This window comes from Arthrobacter citreus (genome assembly GCF_038405225.1).
Lineage (GTDB): Bacteria > Actinomycetota > Actinomycetes > Actinomycetales > Micrococcaceae > Arthrobacter_B > Arthrobacter_B citreus_A.
In genome coordinates, this window is the sequence record NZ_CP151657.1 from 2017947 (window position 1) to 2037698 (window position 19752).

General features: G+C 66.7%; 21 protein-coding genes. 6 read left to right on the plus strand and 15 right to left on the minus strand.

Features of this window, described 5'->3' with window-relative positions; genetic code table 11:
- Positions 1–35: 35 nt before the first annotated feature.
- The gene (gene pheT / locus AAE021_RS09355) at positions 36–2579 is read right to left on the minus strand and encodes a phenylalanine--tRNA ligase subunit beta (protein WP_342022079.1); all 2544 of its coding nucleotides are present in this window, start codon (positions 2577–2579) and stop codon (positions 36–38) included.
- A complete protein-coding gene (gene pheS, locus AAE021_RS09360; protein WP_152221521.1) occupies positions 2580–3662 on the minus strand; it encodes a phenylalanine--tRNA ligase subunit alpha in 1083 nt (360 codons plus the stop codon).
- 191 nt (positions 3663–3853) lie between these two features.
- Between pheS and AAE021_RS09365 the strand changes: the two genes are divergently transcribed.
- Both AAE021_RS09365 and AAE021_RS09370 read left to right on the plus strand, forming a co-directional pair.
- On the plus strand, positions 3854–4345 hold the full coding sequence (locus AAE021_RS09365; RefSeq protein ID WP_342022080.1) for a hypothetical protein: 492 nt from the start codon (positions 3854–3856) through the stop codon (positions 4343–4345).
- A gap of 137 nt (positions 4346–4482) precedes the next feature.
- Entirely contained in the window at positions 4483–5559 is a 1077-nt protein-coding gene (locus AAE021_RS09370; protein ID WP_342022081.1) for an Rv2578c family radical SAM protein, read from the plus strand.
- 77 nt (positions 5560–5636) lie between these two features.
- Here the strand turns inward: AAE021_RS09370 and AAE021_RS09375 are convergent, their stop codons facing one another.
- Complete coding sequence (locus AAE021_RS09375) at positions 5637–6002, minus strand: (deoxy)nucleoside triphosphate pyrophosphohydrolase (RefSeq protein WP_342025359.1); 366 nt, start codon at positions 6000–6002, stop codon at positions 5637–5639.
- A 443-nt stretch (positions 6003–6445) separates the two neighbouring features.
- On the opposite strand from AAE021_RS09375, the gene AAE021_RS09380 reads away from it, so the two are divergent.
- Positions 6446–7678: an MFS transporter gene (locus AAE021_RS09380; protein ID WP_342022082.1), complete on the plus strand. Its 1233-nt coding sequence runs from the start codon at positions 6446–6448 to the stop codon at positions 7676–7678.
- Between the two features lie 60 nt (positions 7679–7738).
- Here AAE021_RS09380 and AAE021_RS09385 read toward each other — a convergent pair whose 3' ends face one another.
- The 4 genes from AAE021_RS09385 to infC form a co-directional block, all read right to left on the minus strand.
- The gene (locus tag AAE021_RS09385) at positions 7739–8689 is read right to left on the minus strand and encodes a TrmH family RNA methyltransferase (protein ID WP_425362379.1); all 951 of its coding nucleotides are present in this window, start codon (positions 8687–8689) and stop codon (positions 7739–7741) included.
- A 20-nt stretch (positions 8690–8709) separates the two neighbouring features.
- Positions 8710–9357 (minus strand): 50S ribosomal protein L20, encoded by a 648-nt coding sequence (gene rplT / locus AAE021_RS09390; protein ID WP_341395867.1) that lies wholly within the window; start codon positions 9355–9357, stop codon positions 8710–8712.
- 128 nt (positions 9358–9485) lie between these two features.
- Positions 9486–9680, minus strand: coding sequence for a 50S ribosomal protein L35 (gene rpmI / locus AAE021_RS09395; protein WP_104055427.1), 195 nt, complete (start codon positions 9678–9680; stop codon positions 9486–9488).
- A 113-nt stretch (positions 9681–9793) separates the two neighbouring features.
- Positions 9794–10795 carry a translation initiation factor IF-3 gene (gene infC, locus AAE021_RS09400; protein WP_425362380.1) on the minus strand — a complete coding sequence of 334 codons (1002 nt, stop codon included), beginning with the start codon at positions 10793–10795 and terminating at the stop codon, positions 9794–9796.
- A 385-nt stretch (positions 10796–11180) separates the two neighbouring features.
- Between infC and AAE021_RS09405 the strand changes: the two genes are divergently transcribed.
- Both AAE021_RS09405 and AAE021_RS09410 read left to right on the plus strand, forming a co-directional pair.
- On the plus strand, positions 11181–11609 hold the full coding sequence (locus AAE021_RS09405; protein ID WP_342022084.1) for a DUF1844 domain-containing protein: 429 nt from the start codon (positions 11181–11183) through the stop codon (positions 11607–11609).
- A 128-nt stretch (positions 11610–11737) separates the two neighbouring features.
- Positions 11738–12451 carry a DUF1992 domain-containing protein gene (locus tag AAE021_RS09410; RefSeq protein ID WP_342022085.1) on the plus strand — a complete coding sequence of 238 codons (714 nt, stop codon included), beginning with the start codon at positions 11738–11740 and terminating at the stop codon, positions 12449–12451.
- Here AAE021_RS09410 and AAE021_RS09415 read toward each other — a convergent pair.
- The 8 genes from AAE021_RS09415 to AAE021_RS09450 all read right to left on the minus strand — a co-directional run bounded on the left by AAE021_RS09415 (position 12380) and on the right by AAE021_RS09450 (position 18509).
- Positions 12380–13675, minus strand: a complete 1296-nt coding sequence (locus AAE021_RS09415) for an MFS transporter (protein ID WP_342022086.1) — start codon at positions 13673–13675, stop codon at positions 12380–12382. The genes AAE021_RS09410 and AAE021_RS09415 overlap by 72 nt on opposite strands.
- A gap of 36 nt (positions 13676–13711) precedes the next feature.
- A complete protein-coding gene (locus AAE021_RS09420; RefSeq protein ID WP_342022087.1) occupies positions 13712–14560 on the minus strand; it encodes an SseB family protein in 849 nt (282 codons plus the stop codon).
- 5 nt (positions 14561–14565) lie between these two features.
- Positions 14566–15315 (minus strand): bifunctional 1-(5-phosphoribosyl)-5-((5-phosphoribosylamino)methylideneamino)imidazole-4-carboxamide isomerase/phosphoribosylanthranilate isomerase PriA, encoded by a 750-nt coding sequence (priA, locus tag AAE021_RS09425; protein ID WP_342022088.1) that lies wholly within the window; start codon positions 15313–15315, stop codon positions 14566–14568.
- A gap of 57 nt (positions 15316–15372) precedes the next feature.
- Complete coding sequence (locus AAE021_RS09430; protein WP_342022089.1) at positions 15373–15531, minus strand: hypothetical protein; 159 nt, start codon at positions 15529–15531, stop codon at positions 15373–15375.
- A 4-nt stretch (positions 15532–15535) separates the two neighbouring features.
- Complete coding sequence (gene hisH, locus AAE021_RS09435; protein ID WP_342022090.1) at positions 15536–16174, minus strand: imidazole glycerol phosphate synthase subunit HisH; 639 nt, start codon at positions 16172–16174, stop codon at positions 15536–15538.
- Positions 16171–16788 carry an imidazoleglycerol-phosphate dehydratase HisB gene (gene hisB, locus AAE021_RS09440; protein ID WP_342022091.1) on the minus strand — a complete coding sequence of 206 codons (618 nt, stop codon included), beginning with the start codon at positions 16786–16788 and terminating at the stop codon, positions 16171–16173. The genes hisH and hisB overlap by 4 nt, the downstream gene beginning before the upstream one ends.
- A 58-nt stretch (positions 16789–16846) precedes the next feature.
- Positions 16847–17956, minus strand: coding sequence for a histidinol-phosphate transaminase (locus AAE021_RS09445; RefSeq protein WP_342022092.1), 1110 nt, complete (start codon positions 17954–17956; stop codon positions 16847–16849).
- Positions 17957–18086: 130 nt separating this feature from the next.
- Positions 18087–18509, minus strand: a complete 423-nt coding sequence (locus tag AAE021_RS09450) for a LysM peptidoglycan-binding domain-containing protein (protein ID WP_342022093.1) — start codon at positions 18507–18509, stop codon at positions 18087–18089.
- Positions 18510–18895: 386 nt separating this feature from the next.
- Here AAE021_RS09450 and lexA point away from each other — a divergent pair, with 386 nt between their 5' ends.
- A complete protein-coding gene (lexA, locus tag AAE021_RS09455; RefSeq protein ID WP_342022094.1) occupies positions 18896–19720 on the plus strand; it encodes a transcriptional repressor LexA in 825 nt (274 codons plus the stop codon).
- Positions 19721–19752: the final 32 nt, after the last annotated feature.

Genomic DNA, 19752 nt, shown 5'->3' on the forward strand with positions numbered 1-19752 from the left:
GAATCCGGACGGGTCCTGCTGCTGGTGAAGCGGGGTTAGCGCTGGACGGCGCCAAACCGTTCGGCGGCCAGCGCGACGGCGGCGGCCCGGGACTCCGAGGCCTCATCGGCGGTCAGGGTCCGGTCCGGCGCGCGGAAGCGCAGGGCAAAGGCCAGGGACTTGTGCCCCTCCTCAATCCCCTTGCCGGCGTAGACATCAAACAGCGAGATGTCTTCGAGCAGCTCCCCGGCGCCTTCGCGCAGGGTTTCCAACACGGTCTCGGCCGGAATGCCGGCTTCCACCACCAGCGCCACGTCCTGCGTGGTGGCCGGGAACGAGGAAATCTCGCGGGCCACAATCACTTCGGGGGCGGCGTCGAACAGCGCGTCGGCGTCCAGTTCCAAAGCCACGGTGCGTGCCGGCAGGTCCCGGGCCGCGAGCAGCTTCGGATGAAGTTCACCGGCGTAGCCCACGGTCTCGCCGCTGCGCAGCGACAGCTTGGCGGTGCGGCCCGGATGGAAGGCCTGGTGCTCGCCCTGGCTCACCACCAGTTCCACGCCCAGCACATCTCCCATCAGGCGGGCGGTGTCGACGGCGTCGGCCCAATCCCAGGCGCGCGGCACAAAACCGGCGCCGGGCTGCGACTCGTGGCCGGTGAACAGCACGCCAATATGCAGCGGCTGGTCCGGAACTCCCTCGTACAGCGAGTCAAGGACGTCCTCGGACGGCTTCACCCCCAGCGGGGGAATCGACTCGGTGCCCAGCTGGTTCCCAGGCAGGAAGACCGCTCCGGCTTCGAACAGCGCCAGGTCGCGGAAGCCGCGCGAGAGATTCCGCTGGGCCACCTCGAACAGCCCCGGCAGCACCGAGGTGCGCAGGTAGCCGAATTCGGCGCTGAGCGGGTTCGCCAGCTTGAGCGCGGCAGGCGAGGTGCCGGCGTCGGGCGTTCCGAAGGTGTTGTTGTCCTCTTCCGTCACAAACGGGTAGGACAGCACCTCGGTCAGCCCGGCGGCGGCGAGCGACTGCTGCAGGCGGCGGCGCTGCTGCTGCGTCCGGGTCAGGCCGCGGCCGGGAGGAGCCGTGGGCAGGGTGGACGGAATGTGCTCGTAGCCCACCAGGCGGATGATTTCCTCGGTGAGGTCCTCGCGCGTTTCCAGGTCCGAACGCCAGCTCGGCGGGGTCACGGAGTAACCGGCAGCCGTCCGGGTCACCTCGGCACCCAGCGCGGTGAGGGTGCCGGTGATCTGGTCCTCGCTGAACTCGTAGCCGATCAGCTTCGAGGCGAAGTCCGCCGGCAGGTCGATGGCCTTGGCCTCGGGCTTGGTGCCGACGTCGGTCACTGACGCGTCGGCGGTGCCGCCGGCCAGCTCGGTCAGCAGGTCCACGGCACGCTGCGCGGCGACGTCGGCGATGTTCCAGTCCACGCCGCGCTCAAAGCGCTTGGACGCTTCGGAAGGCAGCTTGTGCCGGCGGCGGGAGCGGCCGATGCTGACTTCCTCGAAGTGCGCCGCCTCGATCAGGATGTTGCTCGTGGTGTCCGAAACTTCAGTGGCGGCGCCGCCCATCACGCCGGCAATGCCGATGGCACCGGAGTCGTCGGTGATGAGCAGGTCCTCGGGATCAAGGGTGCGGACCTTCTCGTCCAGCGTCTTCAGGGTCTCCCCCGCAGCGGCACGGCGCACCACAATGTCACCGGAGAGCTTGTCCAAGTCATAGAAGTGCAGCGGCTGGCCCAGCTCGAGCATCACGTAGTTGGAAATGTCCACGATCAGCGAGATCGAGCGCATTCCGGCCAGGCGCAGCCGCGAAGCCATCCACGGCGGCGTCGGGCGGGTGGGATCCACGCCGCGGACGGTGCGGGCCACAAAGCGGTCGCAGCCGGCCTTGCCGTAAATCGGTGCGCTGTCCTCCAGGCGCACGCCGTAACCCTTGCCGTCGACAGCGGGCACGACGACGGCGTCAGCCGGGTCGGTGAACGCCGTTCCGGTGGCGTGGGCGTACTCGCGGGCGGCACCGCGGATGGAGAACACGTAGCCGCGGTCCGGGGTGACGTTGATTTCCGCTGCCTGGTCATACAGACCGAGCAGGTCCATGGCGTCTGTTCCAACCTCGGGATCCAGACCGAGGCGGGAGAGGACCAGGATGCCGTCGTGGTCGTCGCCGATGCCCAGTTCCCGCACCGAGGCGATCATCCCGGCCGAAACATGGCCGTAGGTCTTGCGCGGGCTGATCCGGAAGTCTCCGGGCAGCACGGCGCCAGGCAGGGTGACAACAACCTTGTCCCCCACCGTGAAGTTGTGCGCGCCGCAGACGATGCCCTGGACGCCGGAGGGGTCAATGCCGTCGCCGGTAAGGGTCTGCTCGGTGCCCTCGGGCACCACGCGGACGGTGCACCAGTTGATGGTCTTGCCGTTCTTCTGCGGCTCGGGCTCCATGGAGAGCACTTCGCCCACCACAATGGGGCCGAACAGCTCGTCGGTGGGACGGTGGACGTCCTCTTCCTCCAGGCCTACCTTGACCAGTTCCGCCATGACGTCTTCGGCGGTTGCATCCGCCGGCACCTGGGCATACTCGCGCAGCCAGGAAAGTGGGATTCTCACTTAGATCTCCATCCCGAAGTGTTCGCTGAAACGTACATCGCCCTCGATCATGTCGCGCATGTCCCCCACTTCGTTGCGGAACATCAGTGCGCGCTCAATACCCATGCCGAAGGCAAAACCTGAATAAACCTCGGGATCAATGCCGGCCGCGCGGAGCACATTCGGATTGACCATGCCGCAGCCGCCCCATTCGATCCAGCGCGGGCCACCCTTGGCACCGGGGTGCCAGATGTCCAGCTCCGCGCTGGGCTCGGTGAACGGGAAGTAGTTTGGGCGCAGGCGTACCTTGGCTTCATCACCGAAGAGCACGCGGGTGAAGTGCTCCAGCGTGCCAACCAGGTCGGCCATGGTCAGGCCCTTGTCAATGGCCAGGCCCTCGAACTGGTGGAACACCGGAGTGTGGGTGGCGTCGAGCTCATCGGTGCGGAACACCTTGCCCGGGCACAGCACGTAGATCGGCAGGTCGCGCTCGAGCATGGAGCGCACCTGGACCGGCGAGGTGTGCGTGCGCATCACCAGGTGGGCCTCGGGCGGCTCGACGAAGAAGGTGTCCTGCATTTCGCGGGCCGGATGGTCCGGCTTGAAGTTCAGTGCGTCGAAGTTGAACCACTCGGATTCCACCTCGGGGCCTTCGGCGATTTCCCAGCCCATGCCCACGAAGATGTCGCTGACGCGGTCCTGCAGGGTGGACAGGGGGTGGCGGCCGCCCATGCGGCGGCGGCGCGGCGCCGCGGTGACATCCACGGCTTCCTCGACGAGGATCCGCGCGTCGCGCTCGGCTTCCAGTTCCACGGTGCGGGCGGCGAGCGCGGCATTGATGCGGCCGCGGGCCGGTCCGACAAGCTTGCCCGCGGCGGACTTCTGGTCCTTGGGAAGGGAACCGATGGTGCGGTTGGCCAGGCTCAGCGGCGATTTGTCACCGGCGACGGCGATGCGGACGTCCTTGAGGGCGTCCAGGTCAGCGGCGGCGGTGATGGCGGCGAGCGCGGCGTCGACGGCGGCGGTTATCGCCGCTTCATCCAGCGGGTTGGGCGGCTCGGGGACGGTGTCTGGGGACGGTGTCCCCGGTATGGAGTTCGACATGTACAGTTCTTTACCTATTTCCGGCCCTGTTGATGGACGTTTTGATGGGCGTTGATCGTGGAAAAACGAGGGAAAATGCCCGTAGCTTCCAGTCTAACCAACCCGGACTGTGACATGGGCATGACGACGGCGGGGATGACCGGGAATCATCCGCACGTGACGCACACCGCCCGCGTCCCTACACTGACAGCGTGAACTTCCGCCGCTCAACTGCTCCAACCGCTGCCGCTGCTCCACCCGTTGCCCCAAGGCCGTTCGTCCGGATCCGCAGCGTCCTGAACGTCATCAATCTGAGCACCCCTGCCGGGCTTGCCCTGGCCCTGGCCGGCAAATGCCGGATCTCCCGGGGGCCGGACGGGCTGCTGCTGGCCGGCGGCTGGGCCTGGCCGCTGCCCCGCGCAGCCGCCTTCACTGTCGGCAACGTGATCTTGTACCGCTCCCGGGTCGCTTCCTCCTTCCAGCCCCGCGCCGGGATATCCCCGCCCGGCGGTGTTGCCCGGAGCCGTTTGCTGCAGCACGAGTCCCGGCACAGCAGCCAGTACGCAGCACTCGGCCCGGCGTTCCTGCCGCTCTATTTCCTCGCTGCCGGAATCTCCACGCTCCGCACCGGAGATCCGGCGTCGGGCAATGTCTTTGAGCGTTTAGCGGGCCTGGACGACGGCGGCTACCGCCGCCCCGCCTAAACCCGCCCGAACCCGCCCGCGAGATGGCAGAAGGTGTCGGTTTTGACGCCCGGGAAGAGCACTTTCCACCATTTCGCGGGTGGAGGAGGGGCCAGCAGGACTGTCAGATCATTAGTACATGTGTTCTAATGGACGGCATGAGATGGGAAGCGCAGGAACCGAAGGCGGTCGGGACGCAGGATGCGCTTCTGGCCCTGCAGGGCGTGGTGCGCAGCGTGAAAACACCGGAGTTCGCCGGCATTACTTTTCATGAGGTGATCTCGAAGTCGGCCCTGAACAAAGTGGGGAAAACATCCGGCATGCCGTTCGGCTGGACCATCAATCCCTACCGCGGGTGCAGCCATGCCTGTGTCTACTGCTTCGCCCGCAAGACCCACACGTATCTGGACCTGGATGCGGGTTTGGACTTCGACAGCCAGCTCATCGTCAAGACCAACGTGGCCGAGGTCCTGACGCGCGAGCTGGCCCGCCCGTCCTGGCAGCATGAACACGTGGCGATGGGCACCAACACTGATCCCTACCAGCGTGCCGAGGGCCGGTACAAACTGATGCCGGACATCATCCGGGCCCTCGCCGGTTCCGGGACGCCGTTCTCCATCCTGACCAAGGGAACGCTGCTGGCACGGGACATCCCGCTGCTCAAAAGCGCCGGGCAGGATGCTGAGATCGGGATGGGCATTTCCCTGGCACTGCTGGACCCCGACTTGGCGCACCGGGTGGAACCGGGAACGCCCACGCCCAAGGCGCGGCTGGAACTCATCAGCCGGCTGCGGGACGCCGGCCTGCCCTGCTCGGTGATGGCCATGCCCATCCTGCCGTGGCTCACTGACGGGGATGAGTCACTGGACGCACTTTTTTCGGCCCTTGCCGCGGCGGGCGCCACCGGAGTTACTGCCGGCGCGCTGCACCTGCGCCCGGGGGCACGGGAATGGTATCTGGCCTTTATCGCCCGTGACTATCCCCACTTGTCCGGGAAGTACGCCCGGCTGTACGGCGGCGGTACCTACGCTTCCAAGGAGTACCGCCAGTGGCTGGCGGGCCGGGTGAACTTCTTCAAGAAAAAGCACGGGTTCACCTCCGGGGCGGAGTTCATGCCGCTGCGGCGGACCGGAACCGGAACGACCAACAGTGGTGTGGTGGCGCAGGCCCCGGCACAAACAGCGGCGGCAGCAGACAGCGCATCCGTCATGTCAGGCGCGGAACCCCTCTTTTAGCCGGGCCCTTCGCCGGCAGCGGCGCCGCCGGAAGTCACGGTGATTCCGGCCCGCGGAGCTAGGAGACGCCTGCGGAGCTAGGAGACGCCTGCGGTCTCGAGCATGGCTGTCACAATGGGCAGATCAGCCGGGATCCAGGCCAGGGCGGCCAGCTCGAGGGGATCGAGGGCCACCCAGCGGAGCTCGTCGTGGTCTTCGAGCGGAGCGGGAACGCCCTCGGTAACCTCCGCCAGCCATACCCGCATTGCGGCCCTGTCATTGAGCGGCCAGCCCTGGGGGCCGGGGCCGGAGATTTCCGCGCCAAGCAGCACTTCGACTCCGAGCTCCTCGCGCAGTTCCCGGTGCAGCCCCTCTTCGCAGCTTTCGCCGGCTTCCACTTTTCCGCCGGGGAACTCCCACATGCCCGCGAACTGCTCCGGCGCAGTGCGGCGGGCGGCGAGCATTTTGCTGGGTGCGGCGAGGCTGTCCACCAGGGCGGCGCCCACAACTTGTTTCAGATCAGGATTAGACACGAATCGAGTCTACGGGCCGCCCTGGCCTAAACTGGATTCACAGCGCTGTTGCGGTTATCCGCACCCCCGGCGGGGATCCCCGCCGCGGATTGCGCCCTTTCCCGTTTCAGAGCCCGTTCAGCTCACCCAGCCCGAGTCTCCGGGCCCGCCGCCGGCCCCGGCCCTACGCGCGCTTCCTCAGCATCGCCAGTTCTGTACCGCGCAGTTCTGTACCGCACAGTTCTGTACCGTGCAGCCTACGCGCGTCCCACACGGGCCTGCCTGTGCCTGGTGCGCTCCGCGGCGATCATGACCGTTGTCCCGCAACCGGGCTGCCCGCCCGGCGCTGTGACCCGATATCCGCAGTGACCCGATATACGTTCTGAAAGAGTTACATGTCTTTACCTCCCGCACTTCAGGCCAAGCGGACATCGCTTGCCATCTTCGCCCTTGCTGTTGGCGGATTTGCCATCGGCACCACGGAGTTCGCCATCATGGGCCTGCTTCAGGAGATGGTCACGGACCTGAACATTTCCGTTCCGGCCGGCGGCCATGTCATCTCGGCGTACGCGCTCGGCGTGGTGGTCGGAGCGCCGGTCTTCGCCGCCCTGGGCGCCCGCATACCCCACAAGAACATGGCCGTGGGACTCATGATGCTCTTTACCGTGGGCAATCTGTCATCGTTCTTTGCCCCGGATTACCAGTGGCTGCTGGTCACCCGGTTCCTGTCCGGCCTGCCGCACGGCGCGTTTTTCGGTGTGGCTGCCGTGATCGCAGCGTCCCTGGTGGCTCCCACCCGACGGGCCCGGGCCATCTCCATGGTGATGCTCGGCCTCAGCATCGCCAATGTTGTTGGTGTCCCCTTTGCCACTTGGCTGGGACAACAGGCAGGGTGGCGGTGGATGTTCGTCATGGTGGGGACGATCGGCCTGCTCACGGTTGCCCTCACCGCCCGGTACGTGCCGTTCAAGGCCGTCCACCCCGAGGCCAGCATCCGCCGGGAGCTTGGAGCGCTGCGCCGGATCCAGGTATGGCTGGCCCTGCTGGTGGGCACGGTGGGCTTCGGCGGGTTCTTCGCCGTCTACGCGTACATCTCCCCCACCATGACCAATCTGTCCGGCTTCGACCCCTCGGTGCTCCCCCTGATTGTCGGCCTGTACGGCTTGGGCAACGTCTTTGGAAACATCGCCGGAGGCCGGCTGGCGGACCGCAGCGTCATGGGCAGCATCTACGCCATCCTGCTGGGCACGGTGCTCATTCTGGCCGGCTACGCCTGGCTGGTGCAGTACAAGGCGGGTGCGCTGGTGCTGGTCTTCCTGGTCGGAACCATCGGCTCCATGCTGATTCCGCCGCTCCAGACAAGGCTCCTGGACGCATCCCCCGGAGCCCAGTCCCTGGCCTCGTCGCTGAACCATTCAGCACTTAACATGGCCAACGCCCTCGGCGCACTGCTGGGCGGGCTGGTCATCGCATGGGGCTGGGGCTACCGGGCTCCCGCCGTCGTCGGCGCCGTCTTGGCCCTGCTCGGGCTGGGCATTGCACTGCTGAGCGGATGGTTGGACCGGCGGGGCCCGAAGTCGACCGCGGGGCGCACACCTTCCGTTCCGGATAAATCACCGGTGCGGTAGGAACCACTGCCGGGCACCCGCAGACGGGACTGAGGAACCGTTAGGCGGGTGGCCGCCGGCCTAACGGTTTTGGGCCCGCGCCGAAGCGTAGAGGCATACGGTGGCGGCGGTGCCCACGTTCAGGCTTTCGGCGCGGCCGTAGACCGGGACCGCAACCCGGTGGTCGGCGTCGGCCAGTTCAGCGTCGCTGAGGCCCTGGGCTTCATTGCCGAAGAGCCATGCAGTGGGGTTTTCCAGCCGCGGCTGGGAGGCTTCCGCGGCGGCCGCCCGGTCTCCGGATGCACCGTCGCCAGCCGCGTCGGCGGAATCAGGCAGCGCCGGCACGAGACGGCGGACGGCGCTTTCGTCCTGGAGCTGGTCCAGGTCAACATCGCCGTAGCCGTCGGCGGCCAGGACGGTCAGGCCATGGGCCCGCAGCGCGGCCATGACGAAGTCAAAACTGAGACCCGTGATGACCGGAAGATGGAAGATTGATCCCGCGGTTGAGCGAACCGCTTTGGGATTGTGGATGTCCACACTGGCGGACGTGAGGATCACGGCGTCGGCGCCCGCGGAATCCGCAGCGCGCAGGATGGTTCCGGCGTTGCCCGGGTCGCGGACCTCGCACAGCACCGCGACCAGCTGCGCACCGGAAGCCAGCACATCATCGAGGGCGTAGTCGGTGATGCGGCATACTGCAACGATGCCCTGCGGAGAAATAGTGGTGGCCATTGCGGCAATGACTTCGTCAGTGGCCAGGCGCAGCGGCAGGTCTGCGGCCAGCTCCGCCAGCTCCGGCAGGCGCTCGAGGCACGCTTCGGTGGCGAAGACCTCCAGCACCAGGCCCGATCCTCCGGCGGAGACATCCGCCCGGTGGCTCAGCAGCGCTTCACGGACGGCCTGCGGCCCCTCGGCCACAAATCGGCCGGTCTTTAAACGCGTCGGGCGCCCGGCCAGCTTCGCCACGTCCCTTACCCGATCTGCTCGGGGATTGGACATAAGCGGAGCCGACGGGCGCCCAACAGTGTTCATGATCGGTTAATAACCGATTTCTAGCCCTGGAACTTCTGGCGGGATTCTCCGCCAGCCGGCTCCAGGCCGGCAGCCTTGGCGGCTTCGACGGAGTTGAACCAGTACTCAGCTACGGTCTGCTCGTACCAGGTGGAACCCGGAACGTGGTACTTGCCGGAGCCCAGGTTGCCCTTGATGACAAAGCCCTCGGGGGCGTCGCCCTCGGAAGCCTTGAAGCCACCCTTGGCGTCAGCGACAGCAGCAGCCGGCTTGGAGGCGGCCGGAGCAGCCTTTGCAGCGGGAGCAGCGGCAACGGCCGGAGCCGAGGTGTCGGACGGCAGGGCGTTCTTGGCGATCTGCACCAGCGTGGCGAACGCGGCGGCGTCGTTGACGGCCAGTTCGGCGAGCATGCGGCGGTCAACCTGGATCTCGGCAGCCTTCAGGCCCTGGATCAGGCGGTTGTAGGTCAGGCCGTTGGCGCGGGATGCAGCGTTGATGCGCTGGATCCACAGGCGACGGAAGTCACCCTTGCGCTTGCGGCGGTCGCCGTAGCTGTACACAAACGAGTGCAGCAGCTGCTCTTTGGCCTTGCGGACCAGGCGTGAACGCTGTCCGCGGTAACCCTTGGCGCGCTCGAGAATAACCCGACGCTTCTTGTGGGCGTTTACCGCCCGCTTCACACGTGCCACGTGCGTACTCCTTCAGATAAATCTCCCGTGCACCTGCTGATGAGGTGCCTGGCCTGCTAATCAGGCCCGGGAAAGCTTGGTGATGTGACGGTGGCCCGGACGGGCCGCCTGTCAAAGGGGGGAAAAGACTAGATGCCCAGCATCTTCTTGATGACCTTGGCGTCTGCCGGGGCAACAAGCTTGTCACTGGCGAGGCGGCGCGTCAGCGTGGACGGCTTGTGCTCGAGGTAGTGGCGGCGGTTTGCCTGCTGGCGCTTGAGCTTGCCGGTTCCGGTCAGCTTGAAGCGCTTCTTGGCGCCACTGTGGGTCTTCATCTTCGGCATGACTACCGATCTCCTTTAGGTTTCCGCAGGCTTAGAGCCCGCGGGGCTTTGGGCACATTGCAGTGCCGGGGATTTACTGGACGCCGGGACGTCCTGCGGGGAAAAGCTGAGTTTTACTCCGCAGTTCCGGGCTTGTTCTGGCTTGCTGCGCCCCGTGAAGGAGCAGCCTTGCCAGCAGGTTTGGTTGCTGCGGCCGGCTTGGGCCGGGCAGCGGGCTTCGGTGCCGGCTTCATGGCCGTGGGCTTGGGCACTGCGGCCGGCTTGGGGGCCGGTGCGGGCTTCGACTCGGCGGCGGGTGCCGGAGCGGCGGCGGGAGCCTCCGCAACGGGTGCCGGAGCCGGAGCCTTGGCGGCCTCAGCCGCACGGCGTGCATCGGCTGCTGCCTTCTCGGTTGCAGCCTGTGCCCGCTTTTCGGCCATTTCCTTGTCAGCCTTTTCCTTCTCTGCACGGGCCTTGTCGGCCTCTGCAGCGGAGGAACCAAGCCGCAGGCCGTCCGGCAGAAGATCTGCCAGGCTCTGCGTCAGGGGTGCCTTGTTCTCAGCGGAGGTATCCACGCGGGCCGGGGCCTCACCGTTCTTGACCGCTTCATTGGCTGCCTTGGCATCCGCACGCTGCGACGCGCGCCGCGCTTCCGCCTTGGCTTCAGCCTTGTTCTTCAGCGGTCCAATGACCATGACCATGTTGCGGCCGTCGATGCGGGGAGTGGATTCCACCACGCCAACCTCGGCGACGTCGGCTGCGAACTTGTTCAGCAGCTTCATGCCCATTTCCGGACGCTGCTGTTCGCGGCCGCGGAACTGGATCATGGCCTTGACCTTGTCACCGGCTGCCAGGAAGCGCATGGCATGCCCGCGCTTGGTTTCGTAGTCGTGAGTGTCAATCTTCAGACGGAAACGGATTTCCTTCAGAACGGTGTTCGTCTGGTTCTTGCGTGCCTCACGGGCCTTGACGGCGGCTTCGTACTTGTACTTGCCGAAGTCCATTAGTTTGCACACCGGAGGCTTAGCCTGCGGTGCCACCTCAACAAGATCCAGGTCGGATTCGGCTGCCAGACGCAGGGCGTCTTCGATACGGACAACCCCAACTTGCTCTCCAGCCGGTCCTACCAGCCGCACCTCAGGGACGCGGATTCGATCATTGATTCTTGGCTCGCTAATGTTGCAGCTCCTGATTTCTTCAAAACGGCTACCGCCTGCAATTGAAGAAGGCCCCCAATTGCACGCGCAATCGGAGGCCTCGAGGGGTCGGCGGGAACTGCGTGAGCAGCTACCTCCCGGCGGGACTGGCCCAGGCTACACCTGGACCCGACACCGGGGGCCGACCGTACCCGGCAACTCTGACTTCCGCACATGCCCTGGGGCACATGGTCTGAAGATTCAGGCTGACGCGGGTGGGAGGATTCTCCGCTTGCATACTGGCTGATGTGAGACACTCAACAGCCCCTCGCTGAGGGGCACTGAAAGTAACGACAACCAGTTGGTCTGTGACAAGCTTACCAGTATGAGTACCCCACAGAGCAACCCGGCGGGCGAGCACGCCCGCCATACCTTCCCAGGCACCACGGAAGAGGTGCACGCCCCTTCCCCTGAAGAGCAGGAAGTGGCGGCCCAGATGCGTGACATCGCCGAGGTCCCCGCCATCGAAGTCATTACCACCGCCGCGGTGCACCTGATGAGTGCCGCTGCCGTCAAGTGCGGCCTCGCCGAGGGCGACGACGCCGAGGAGTTGAAGGACCTGGATGAGGCCCGGAAGCTGATCACAGCGCTGGCCGGCTTTGTCACCGCTGCCGCGCCGGAGATTGGCAGCCAGCACGCCCGTCCCCTGCGGGACGGACTGCGCTCCCTGCAGCTGGCCTTCCGTGAAGCCTCGGAAATCCAGGACGCCCCGGGCAAGGGTCCGGGCGAGAAGTTCACCGGCCCCGTCAACTAGCGCCACGCACCCGGTTCCACCGCACCCCGGCCCGGAAGACCTGCCAGCCGGCAGGCCTTCCGGGCTTTTTTCTGCCCGCACGGATGCGTAACCTGTACGGGACGTTGCAGGAAAGGCGGTGAAACGGGATGGGGAGCAGAGGTTCCGAGGCTTATAAAAAGCGGCTCGAGCAGGCGGCGCGGCTGAAGGCCGCGGGAACTCCGGAAATCGCAGGCTACAAACTGCCCGAGGGCCTGGGCGGAGCCGAAGAGGACGAGCTGGAGGCGAAACGCCGGAAAATCAGCGCAGCGGACAAGGCCAACTACCTGATCCGCGATGCCATGAACCGCGGAGAATTCGACAACCTGCACTATGCCGGCAAACCGATCCCCGGCCTGGATGACCCGGACCCGGATTGGTGGATCAAACGTCTGATCAAACGGGAGAACATCTCCGGCCTTGGCCCGCCGGCACTGCTGCTGCGGGTGGAGGACGAGGATTTCGACGCGCGGCTGGACAGGCTGCCCTCCGAGTCCCAGGTGCGCGACGCCGTCGCCGACTTCAACTCGCGGGTCATCGAGGCGCGGCGGCAGCTGCTGGGCGGACCCCCTGTGGTTACGAAGCTCCGCGACGCCGACGCCGAGGTGCGCGCCTGGCGCGAACGCCGCGGCCTGCCACCGGAGCCGCCGGTGTCCGGCACCGCTCCGGCGCCGGACGCCGAACCGCCGGGTGACGCTCCCGGATCCGGCCTGCGCGGCCTGCTGCACCGTTTACGCAGGCTGTTTGCTGCCCTACCGGGCCGCCAGCCGACCGCCGCGCCGGCTGAACTTCCGGACGCTGAGCGTCACCACAACCAGCAGTGAGGCCGATGCTCCGGCAAAGATGAAACCGGCCCACGGGCCAATAAGGTCAATGGCCGCACCGGCCAGCGGGGCACCGAGTGCCGTGCCGGAGGTCAGGGCCGAACCGTACCAGCCCATCGCCTCGCCCCGCCGTTCCTCGGACACCAGGTCCGCGACGCGCTCCGAGGCGGAGGACAATACGGGAGCGCACAGCAGGCCGGCCGGAATGGAGAGCAGCGCCAGGCTGACGGTGTCGGTCGCCAGTGCCATCGGCAGCGTCAGGACGGCCATCGCCAGCAACAGCAGCATCGGAGAGATTCGCCGCTGCATCGCTCCGTACACAAGTCCGCCCACCACTGACGCCGCGCACCAGACCGCGAACACGAGCCCCACCTGCTGGGGCTTGCCCGTGTGTTCCACCAAGGCCACGATGCCGACGTCGGAGCTGGAAAGCAGCAGTCCGGCGCCTACAGCCACGGCGAAGACCACGGCCACGCTGAGCGTGAACCAGGAGAAACCGGAGCGAAGACGGGCTCCGCGGCTCAGCGCCGCCAGCGGCTGCAGCTCCGCCGATGCTTCGGACAGATGCGCGGGGGCAGCCGCCACCACCGCGGCGTTGGCGGCCTCACGTTCCTGGACCGGGGTTGCGGCGTCGCGCGGGTTCTCGGACCGGGTGGGCGGGTTGAACCAAATCAGCAGCAGTCCGGCCAGTGACGTGGTGATGCCCACCATCGTCAGTCCAACCACGGAGGACAGCTGGGTGGCCAGGACCGCACCGAGTGCGGGTCCGCCCATGAACACGACTTCAGTGGCGATGGAGTCCAGCGCGAAGGCCGTCCGCCGCTGGTCGCCAGTGGCCAGCACGCCGAGGGACTGCCGGACCACGCTGAAGACCGGCAGGGTGAAAACTCCGCCAATCAGTGCCAGGACCAGCAGCCATTCGTAGCTGGCGTGCGGGGCTATGGACCAGATCACGGCCTCGGAGATCACCGAGGGAATCAGGGCCCGGCGCAGGCCAACGTTGTCCACGCGGCGGCCGCGCCAGGGGGCGCCGAAGGCTATGCCGATGGTGACGACGGCAGCCACGGCGCCAGCCTTGGCATAGCCCATGTCCATGGTCATGACCACGTGCAGGGTCAGCAGCACCCCGGCTGCGGAATGCGGGAAGCGGGCGATCATGCCCACCAGCAGCAGCCGGCGGATCGGGACGACGCGGAGCAGCTCCCCGTAAGCGGAAAAATTCACGGCACTTCACTTTCGGCGGTCCCCCGCCCAGCAGGGTCAGCGCGTGATTTTGAGTTCCAGGGAATCCACGCGCTCAACGAATAACGGATCGGCAGCGAGCCGTTGCTGCAGCATTCCGGCGATGCCCTGCACCGCCTGCGCATCCAGTCCCGGTGCCAGGTGAAGAACCATTCTAAGCTCAGGTCCGGCGCCTCCCCCGGCCACCACCGTCCCGCGGGCCGATTGTGTCACCGTTCCCGGTCCGGGAGCCAGCTGCACCCCGGTCACTGCCGGTTCGACGTCGACGGCTGCGGACACCGCGCGGGCCACTTCTTCGTCGGCGTAGGACGGCGTCCAGGTTCGTTGCTGGGCCAGTGCCCACATGGCCGGGCGGCGTACGACAAAAGTGACGTCCGCCCCCGGGTCCACCACCAGCAGCTGCGCTTCCTCGGAGACGGCGGAGAGGGAGGCACGGGCGGCGTAGACAGCCACCGGGCGGGCCTTCGGGTGCCACTGCTGCAGGGCCGGCACCGAGGTAAAGACCGGCAGCGCCTTCCGGCCGTCCGGAGCCGTCAGGGTGACCAACGCCATGTCGGCTTCCTTGTCCGCGGTGAGTCCGTGCTCGGACTGTTCCTCGGCGCCCAGGGTGGCCACAATGGGCACAAACACGCGTGCGGTCGCCAGCGATGCCACCACCTCTGCTTCCGAGCCGGTCCCCGCTTCCAGCGCCGCCAGGGCGGCGAGGTAGCCGGCGTCGGGTCCGCCGTCGTCGGCGTCGAAATTATGCAGCGGGTTGCCCTCGCCGGACAGATCCCGGCCGGACCAGGACTGCCCCGCTGAATCAGCGGGGCCGCCGGCCCCGGCGAGGGCGGCCGCGATGTGGCCTGGGAGGTTGCGCTCAGCCATGGGCCCTAGCGCTCCGGGTGCCCGGCGATGTCGAAGGCCTGCGGCAGGGTGAAGGCTCCGGCGTAAAGTGCCTTGCCCACGATCGTGCCTTCCAGGCCGAGCGGCACGAGTTCGCGCAGGGCGGCCAGGTCATCCAGGGAGGAGATGCCGCCGGAGGCCACTACGGGCCGGTTGGTCCGGGTCAGGACCTCCCGCAGCAGTTCCAGGTTGGGGCCGCGCAGGGTTCCGTCCTTGGTGACGTCGGTGACCACGTAGCGCGGGCAGCCGGCATCTTCCAGGCGTGCCAGGACCTCCCAGAGGTCTCCGCCCTCCTTGGTCCAGCCGCGCGCTGCCAGGGTGGTGCCGCGTACGTCCAGCCCGACGGCGATGGCCTCGCCGTAGCGGGCAATGGCGCTGGCGGTCCATTCCGGATTTTCCAGGGCTGCAGTGCCCAGGTTCACCCGGCTGGCCCCCAGTTCCAGAGCCATGTCCAGGGAAGCGTCGTCGCGGATTCCGCCGGACAGCTCCACCTTGATGTCCAGCTGGTCCACCACGCGCTTGAGCAGCGGAAGGTTGGATCCGCGGCCAAAGGCTGCGTCCAGGTCCACCAGGTGAACCCAGGCGGCGCCGTCGTTCTGCCAGGCCATGGCGGCGTCGAGCGGGTCGCCGTAGCTGGTTTCGCTGCCGGCCTCACCCTGGACCAGGCGGACCGCCTGGCCGTCCGCGACGTCCACGGCGGGCAGCAGTTCAAGGATGGGCGTTTCTACAAGTGACATGGTTCTGCTTTCGGTGGTGTTCAGTCCGGAGATGGCGCACAGCGCCGGGGAAGGTGGCTAGGCGGAGGTATCGATCAGCAGGTACGCGCCGACCAGCGCCATGCCTGCCAGGATCCAGAAGCTGACCGTGATGATTTTGGACATGCCCTGGCTTCGGAAGGAGATGGCACCGCCGATCAGCAGTCCCGCCAGGCCCATGAGAAGAAGGCTCCACATGGCCCTAGCCCAGCGTCTTCAGCCAGTTTTCCAGCAGCGCCGCGCCGGCGTCACCGGACTTTTCCGGATGGAACTGGGTGGCCGTCAGCGGCCCGTTTTCCACCGCGGCCACAAACCGGCCGCCGTGTTCGGCCCAGGTGACCTGGGGAGCGCGCATGGCGGGCTGGGTGACGTCGAAGTCCCACTTCTGCACGCCATAGCTGTGCACAAAATAGAACCGTTCCTCCTCGATGCCGGCAAACAGCGCCGAGCCCTCCGGGGGCTGGACTGTGTTCCACCCCATGTGCGGCACAACCTCAGCCTGAAGCCGTTCGACAACGCCGGGCCACTCCCCCATGCCGGGGGTGCGGACCCCGTGCTCCACGCCCTCATCGAAGAGGACCTGCAGTCCCACGCAGATGCCCATTACCGGGCGCCCGCCCGCCACGCGGCGGCCGATCATCCGCAGGGCGTCCACGTCTTTGAGCCCCTGCATCACTGCGGCGAAGGCCCCCACCCCGGGCACCAGCAGACCGTCAGCGTTCAGCACGTCCTCGGACTTGGAGCTCAGGGTGACGTTGGCGCCCACGTGTTCCAGGGCACGCACGGCGGAGCGGATGTTGCCCGAGCCGTAGTCCAGGACGGTGACGTTGCGTGAACTCACAGCGCTCCCTTCGTGGAAGGGATGCCCTCAACCCGCGGATCCGGCTCGACGGCAGCGCGCAGCGCCCGGGCAAAGGCCTTGAACTGTGCCTCCACGATGTGGTGCGGGTCGCGGCCTTCGAGCACCCTCATGTGCAGGCAGATCTGGGCGTGGAGCGTGATGGCCTCGAACACGTGCCGGGTCAGGGAACCGGTGAAGTGTCCGCCGATCAGGTGGTATTCCTGGCCGGCCGGTTCACCGGAGTGCACCAGGTAGGGGCGTCCGGAGATGTCGACGACGGCGTTGGCCAGCGCCTCGTCCAGCGGAACCGTGGCCTCGCCGAACCGGCGGATGCCTGCCTTGTTTCCCAGCGCGGTCTTCAATGCTTCGCCGATGCTGATGGCGATGTCCTCCACAGTGTGGTGGACATCGATGTGGGTGTCCCCGGTGGCCTGGACGGTGAGGTCGATCAGGGAGTGCTTGGCCAGCGCCGTCAGCATGTGGTCGTAGAACGGCACCGAAGTGCTGATATTGGACTGGCCGGTGCCGTCCAGGTCCAGTTCCACAACCACTGACGATTCGCTGGTAGCCCGTTCCAGACGTGCAGTGCGGCCGGTGGTGGTCTCCACGGTCATGGTGTTCCTTTGAAAGAAGGTGGTCTCTGCTAACAGTTTAGTGGCTGCAGGGGGAGCTTTAGCGGATGCCCGCGGCCAGCAGCTCGCGCAGCCGGGTCAGGAAGGCACTGGTTTCGGGCTCCGTGCCGGCCGTGACTCTCAAATGGCCGCTGATGCCGACGTCGCGCACAAGCACTCCGGCTTCCAGAAGCCCCTCCCAGACGGCACGGGGATTCTCGAGTCCGCCGAAGAAGACAAAGTTGGCGTCCGACGGCGCAGGCGTCAGGCCCAGGGTGAGCAGTTCCGCAACGATGCGGTCCCGCTGGACCTTGATGGCTTCGACGTTGGCGAGCAATGCATCCGCGTGTTCCAGGGCAGCGTTGGCGGTGGCCTGCGTAATGGCGGACAGGTGGTACGGCAGCCGCACAAGCCGCAGGGCGTCCGTCACTTCGGGGGCTGCCGCCAGGTAGCCGACGCGGGCACCGGCCAGCGCGAAGGCCTTGCTCATGGTCCGCGAGACGATCAGGCGTTCCCGTCCGGGCAGCAGCTGCAGTGCGCTGGGGGTTCCGGCGTGGAAGAACTCGGCGTAGGCCTCGTCAACGATCACGATCGCCTGCGAGGCAGCCCCGGCTTCGTAGACCGCCTCCACCACATCCAGTCCCAGGGCCGTGCCGGTGGGGTTGTTGGGTGTGCAGAGGAAAATGATGTTCGGTGCCTGCTGCCGGACCTGTTCCGCTGCGGATTCGGCCGTGAGGGTGAAGTCGTCGCTGCGCACCCCGGTCACATAGCGGGTGCCGGTGCCGCTGGCCAGCAGCGGGTACATGGAATAGGTGGGCGGGAAGCTCATCGCCGTCCGGCCCGGGCCGCCGAAGGCCTGGAGGATTTGCTGGAGAACTTCGTTGGATCCGTTCCCTGCCCAGATATTGTCAGTTCCCAGTCCGTGGCCGAGGTAGGCGGCGAGGCGCTCACGCAGTTCGGTGAATTCGCGGTCCGGGTAGCGGTTCAAGCCGGTCACTGCGCGGTCAACCGATGCGACGATGGCCTTCCGCACCTTCTCGGGCAGGCCATGGGTGTTCTCGTTGACGTTGAGCAGGATGGGCACGTCAAGCTGCGGGGCGCCGTAAGGCGTCAGGCCGCGGAGATCATCGCGCAGGGGAAGTCGGTTCAGTCTTTCCAGCTGTTCAGTCACCAGTACAGCTTAAGACTCGATGGCGGGGCGGGAAGAATCCCCCGTGCCGCAGTGGCGCGTTGTTACGTCCCGAGTTGTGTTTCCTGGTGGCGCCGGGCCATGGGCACCGGGTGTGCTTGGAGGCTGTGCTTCAGGACTGGACCGGAATAAAAAGCTGCACACCGGCCGGAACGCGTTCGTCGTCGAGATTGTTCAGCTCGATAATGTCCGCCACGACGTCCCGGGGATCGCGCTCCGGAGCGAATTCCTCGGCGAGGCCCCAGAGGGATTCACCGGGGCTGACGCTGACCTGGAGGGTCCGGGTGACATCCGGTCCGCCGCTTGATGCCATGGCGGGAGCTGTGAAGAATCCCAGGACGGTGAGGGCGGCAGCCGCGGTGAGCATCAGCGGAACGCCGATGAACACCAGCCGGCCCCGCCGCGTCAGGCGAAGCCGGGCGCCCGGCGCTTGGCCGCCCGCGGTTGCTGCGGCGCCGCTGAACGGCGCAGGGGCTGCAGCTTCGGCAGCGGGCGTGAGGGGAGAAACTGGGCGGGACAAAGTTTGGGCTGGCATGGAGATACCTTTCCGGTTCGATGGCAGCATCGGTTTATCCGAAGCTTTATTCGAAGGAGCAAAAGCGGTGCGGTGGTGAAGTTTCGAAACTGTGTTCGAACGTTGTGATGTCATTTCTAGCACCTATCTACTAACAAAGTCGAGACTCGCTCGAACAAATGTTTGAAAAGCCTGCTCCGCTCGCCTAGCGTTGAGTCCAGAGGGAGAGGTTTCCCGGTTCACATCGGGCCTTTTGAGGAGCACGGGCTTCTCAGTGGCTCACAGGGACCACTGAATCAGCTGCCTCTGACATTTCCGCCGGCACGGCTTGCGCAGCGTTACGGCCCCAGACATCCGCCCGAACAGCTCCGGCACCGCCGGACCAGCTGACCCGAAGGGAACCCCACGTGGCCCGCAGGACTGCTTCCGAAGACAGCACCAATCAGCCAGCTGCATCCGGCACCCGTGCGCGCAAAGGCCTCACTCCGCGGCAGAAGACCGTCCTGGAGATGATCCAGCGGTCCGTGAGCACCAACGGGTACCCGCCCACCATGCGGGAAATCGGGGACACCGTGGGATTGGCAAGTTTGTCCAGCGTGACGCATCAGCTGATGCAGCTGGAAAAGCTTGGCTACATCCGCCGGGATCCCAAACGGCCCCGGGCCATGGAAATCCTGATCCCCCTGATGCTGCGCGACGGACAGGGCGCCGAGCCGGCCACGGCCCCCGGCCCGGAAGCCCCGCTGCAGGCGTCAGCGCCGGCCCCGGCCGCCAACCTGTCCGGCAGCGGAGACAATGGCCACCGCCCGGACTCCACCGCCGGCCTGGCCACCGTCACCGAGCTGTCCACCTCGGTGGATACCGCCATGGTGCCCCTGGTGGGCCGGATCGCCGCCGGCGGGCCGATACTCGCCGAGCAGGTGGTTGAAGACATCATGCCGCTGCCGCGCCAGTTGGTGGGGCACGGCGATCTGTTCATGCTCCGGGTCTCGGGCGACTCCATGGTGGATGCCGCCATCTGTGACGGTGACTGGGTTGTGGTCCGCAGGCAGCCCACGGCCGAGAACGGCGACATCGTGGCTGCCCTGCTGGATGACGAAGCGACAGTCAAGACCTTCCGCCAGCGCAACGGCCACACGTGGCTGCTGCCGCAGAACACCCGCTACGAGCCCATCGTGGGCGACCACGCCGTCATCATGGGCAAGGTTGTCTCGGTGATGCGTTCCCTCTAGCCCCACACACCTTAGGCAACACGCAAAAAGGC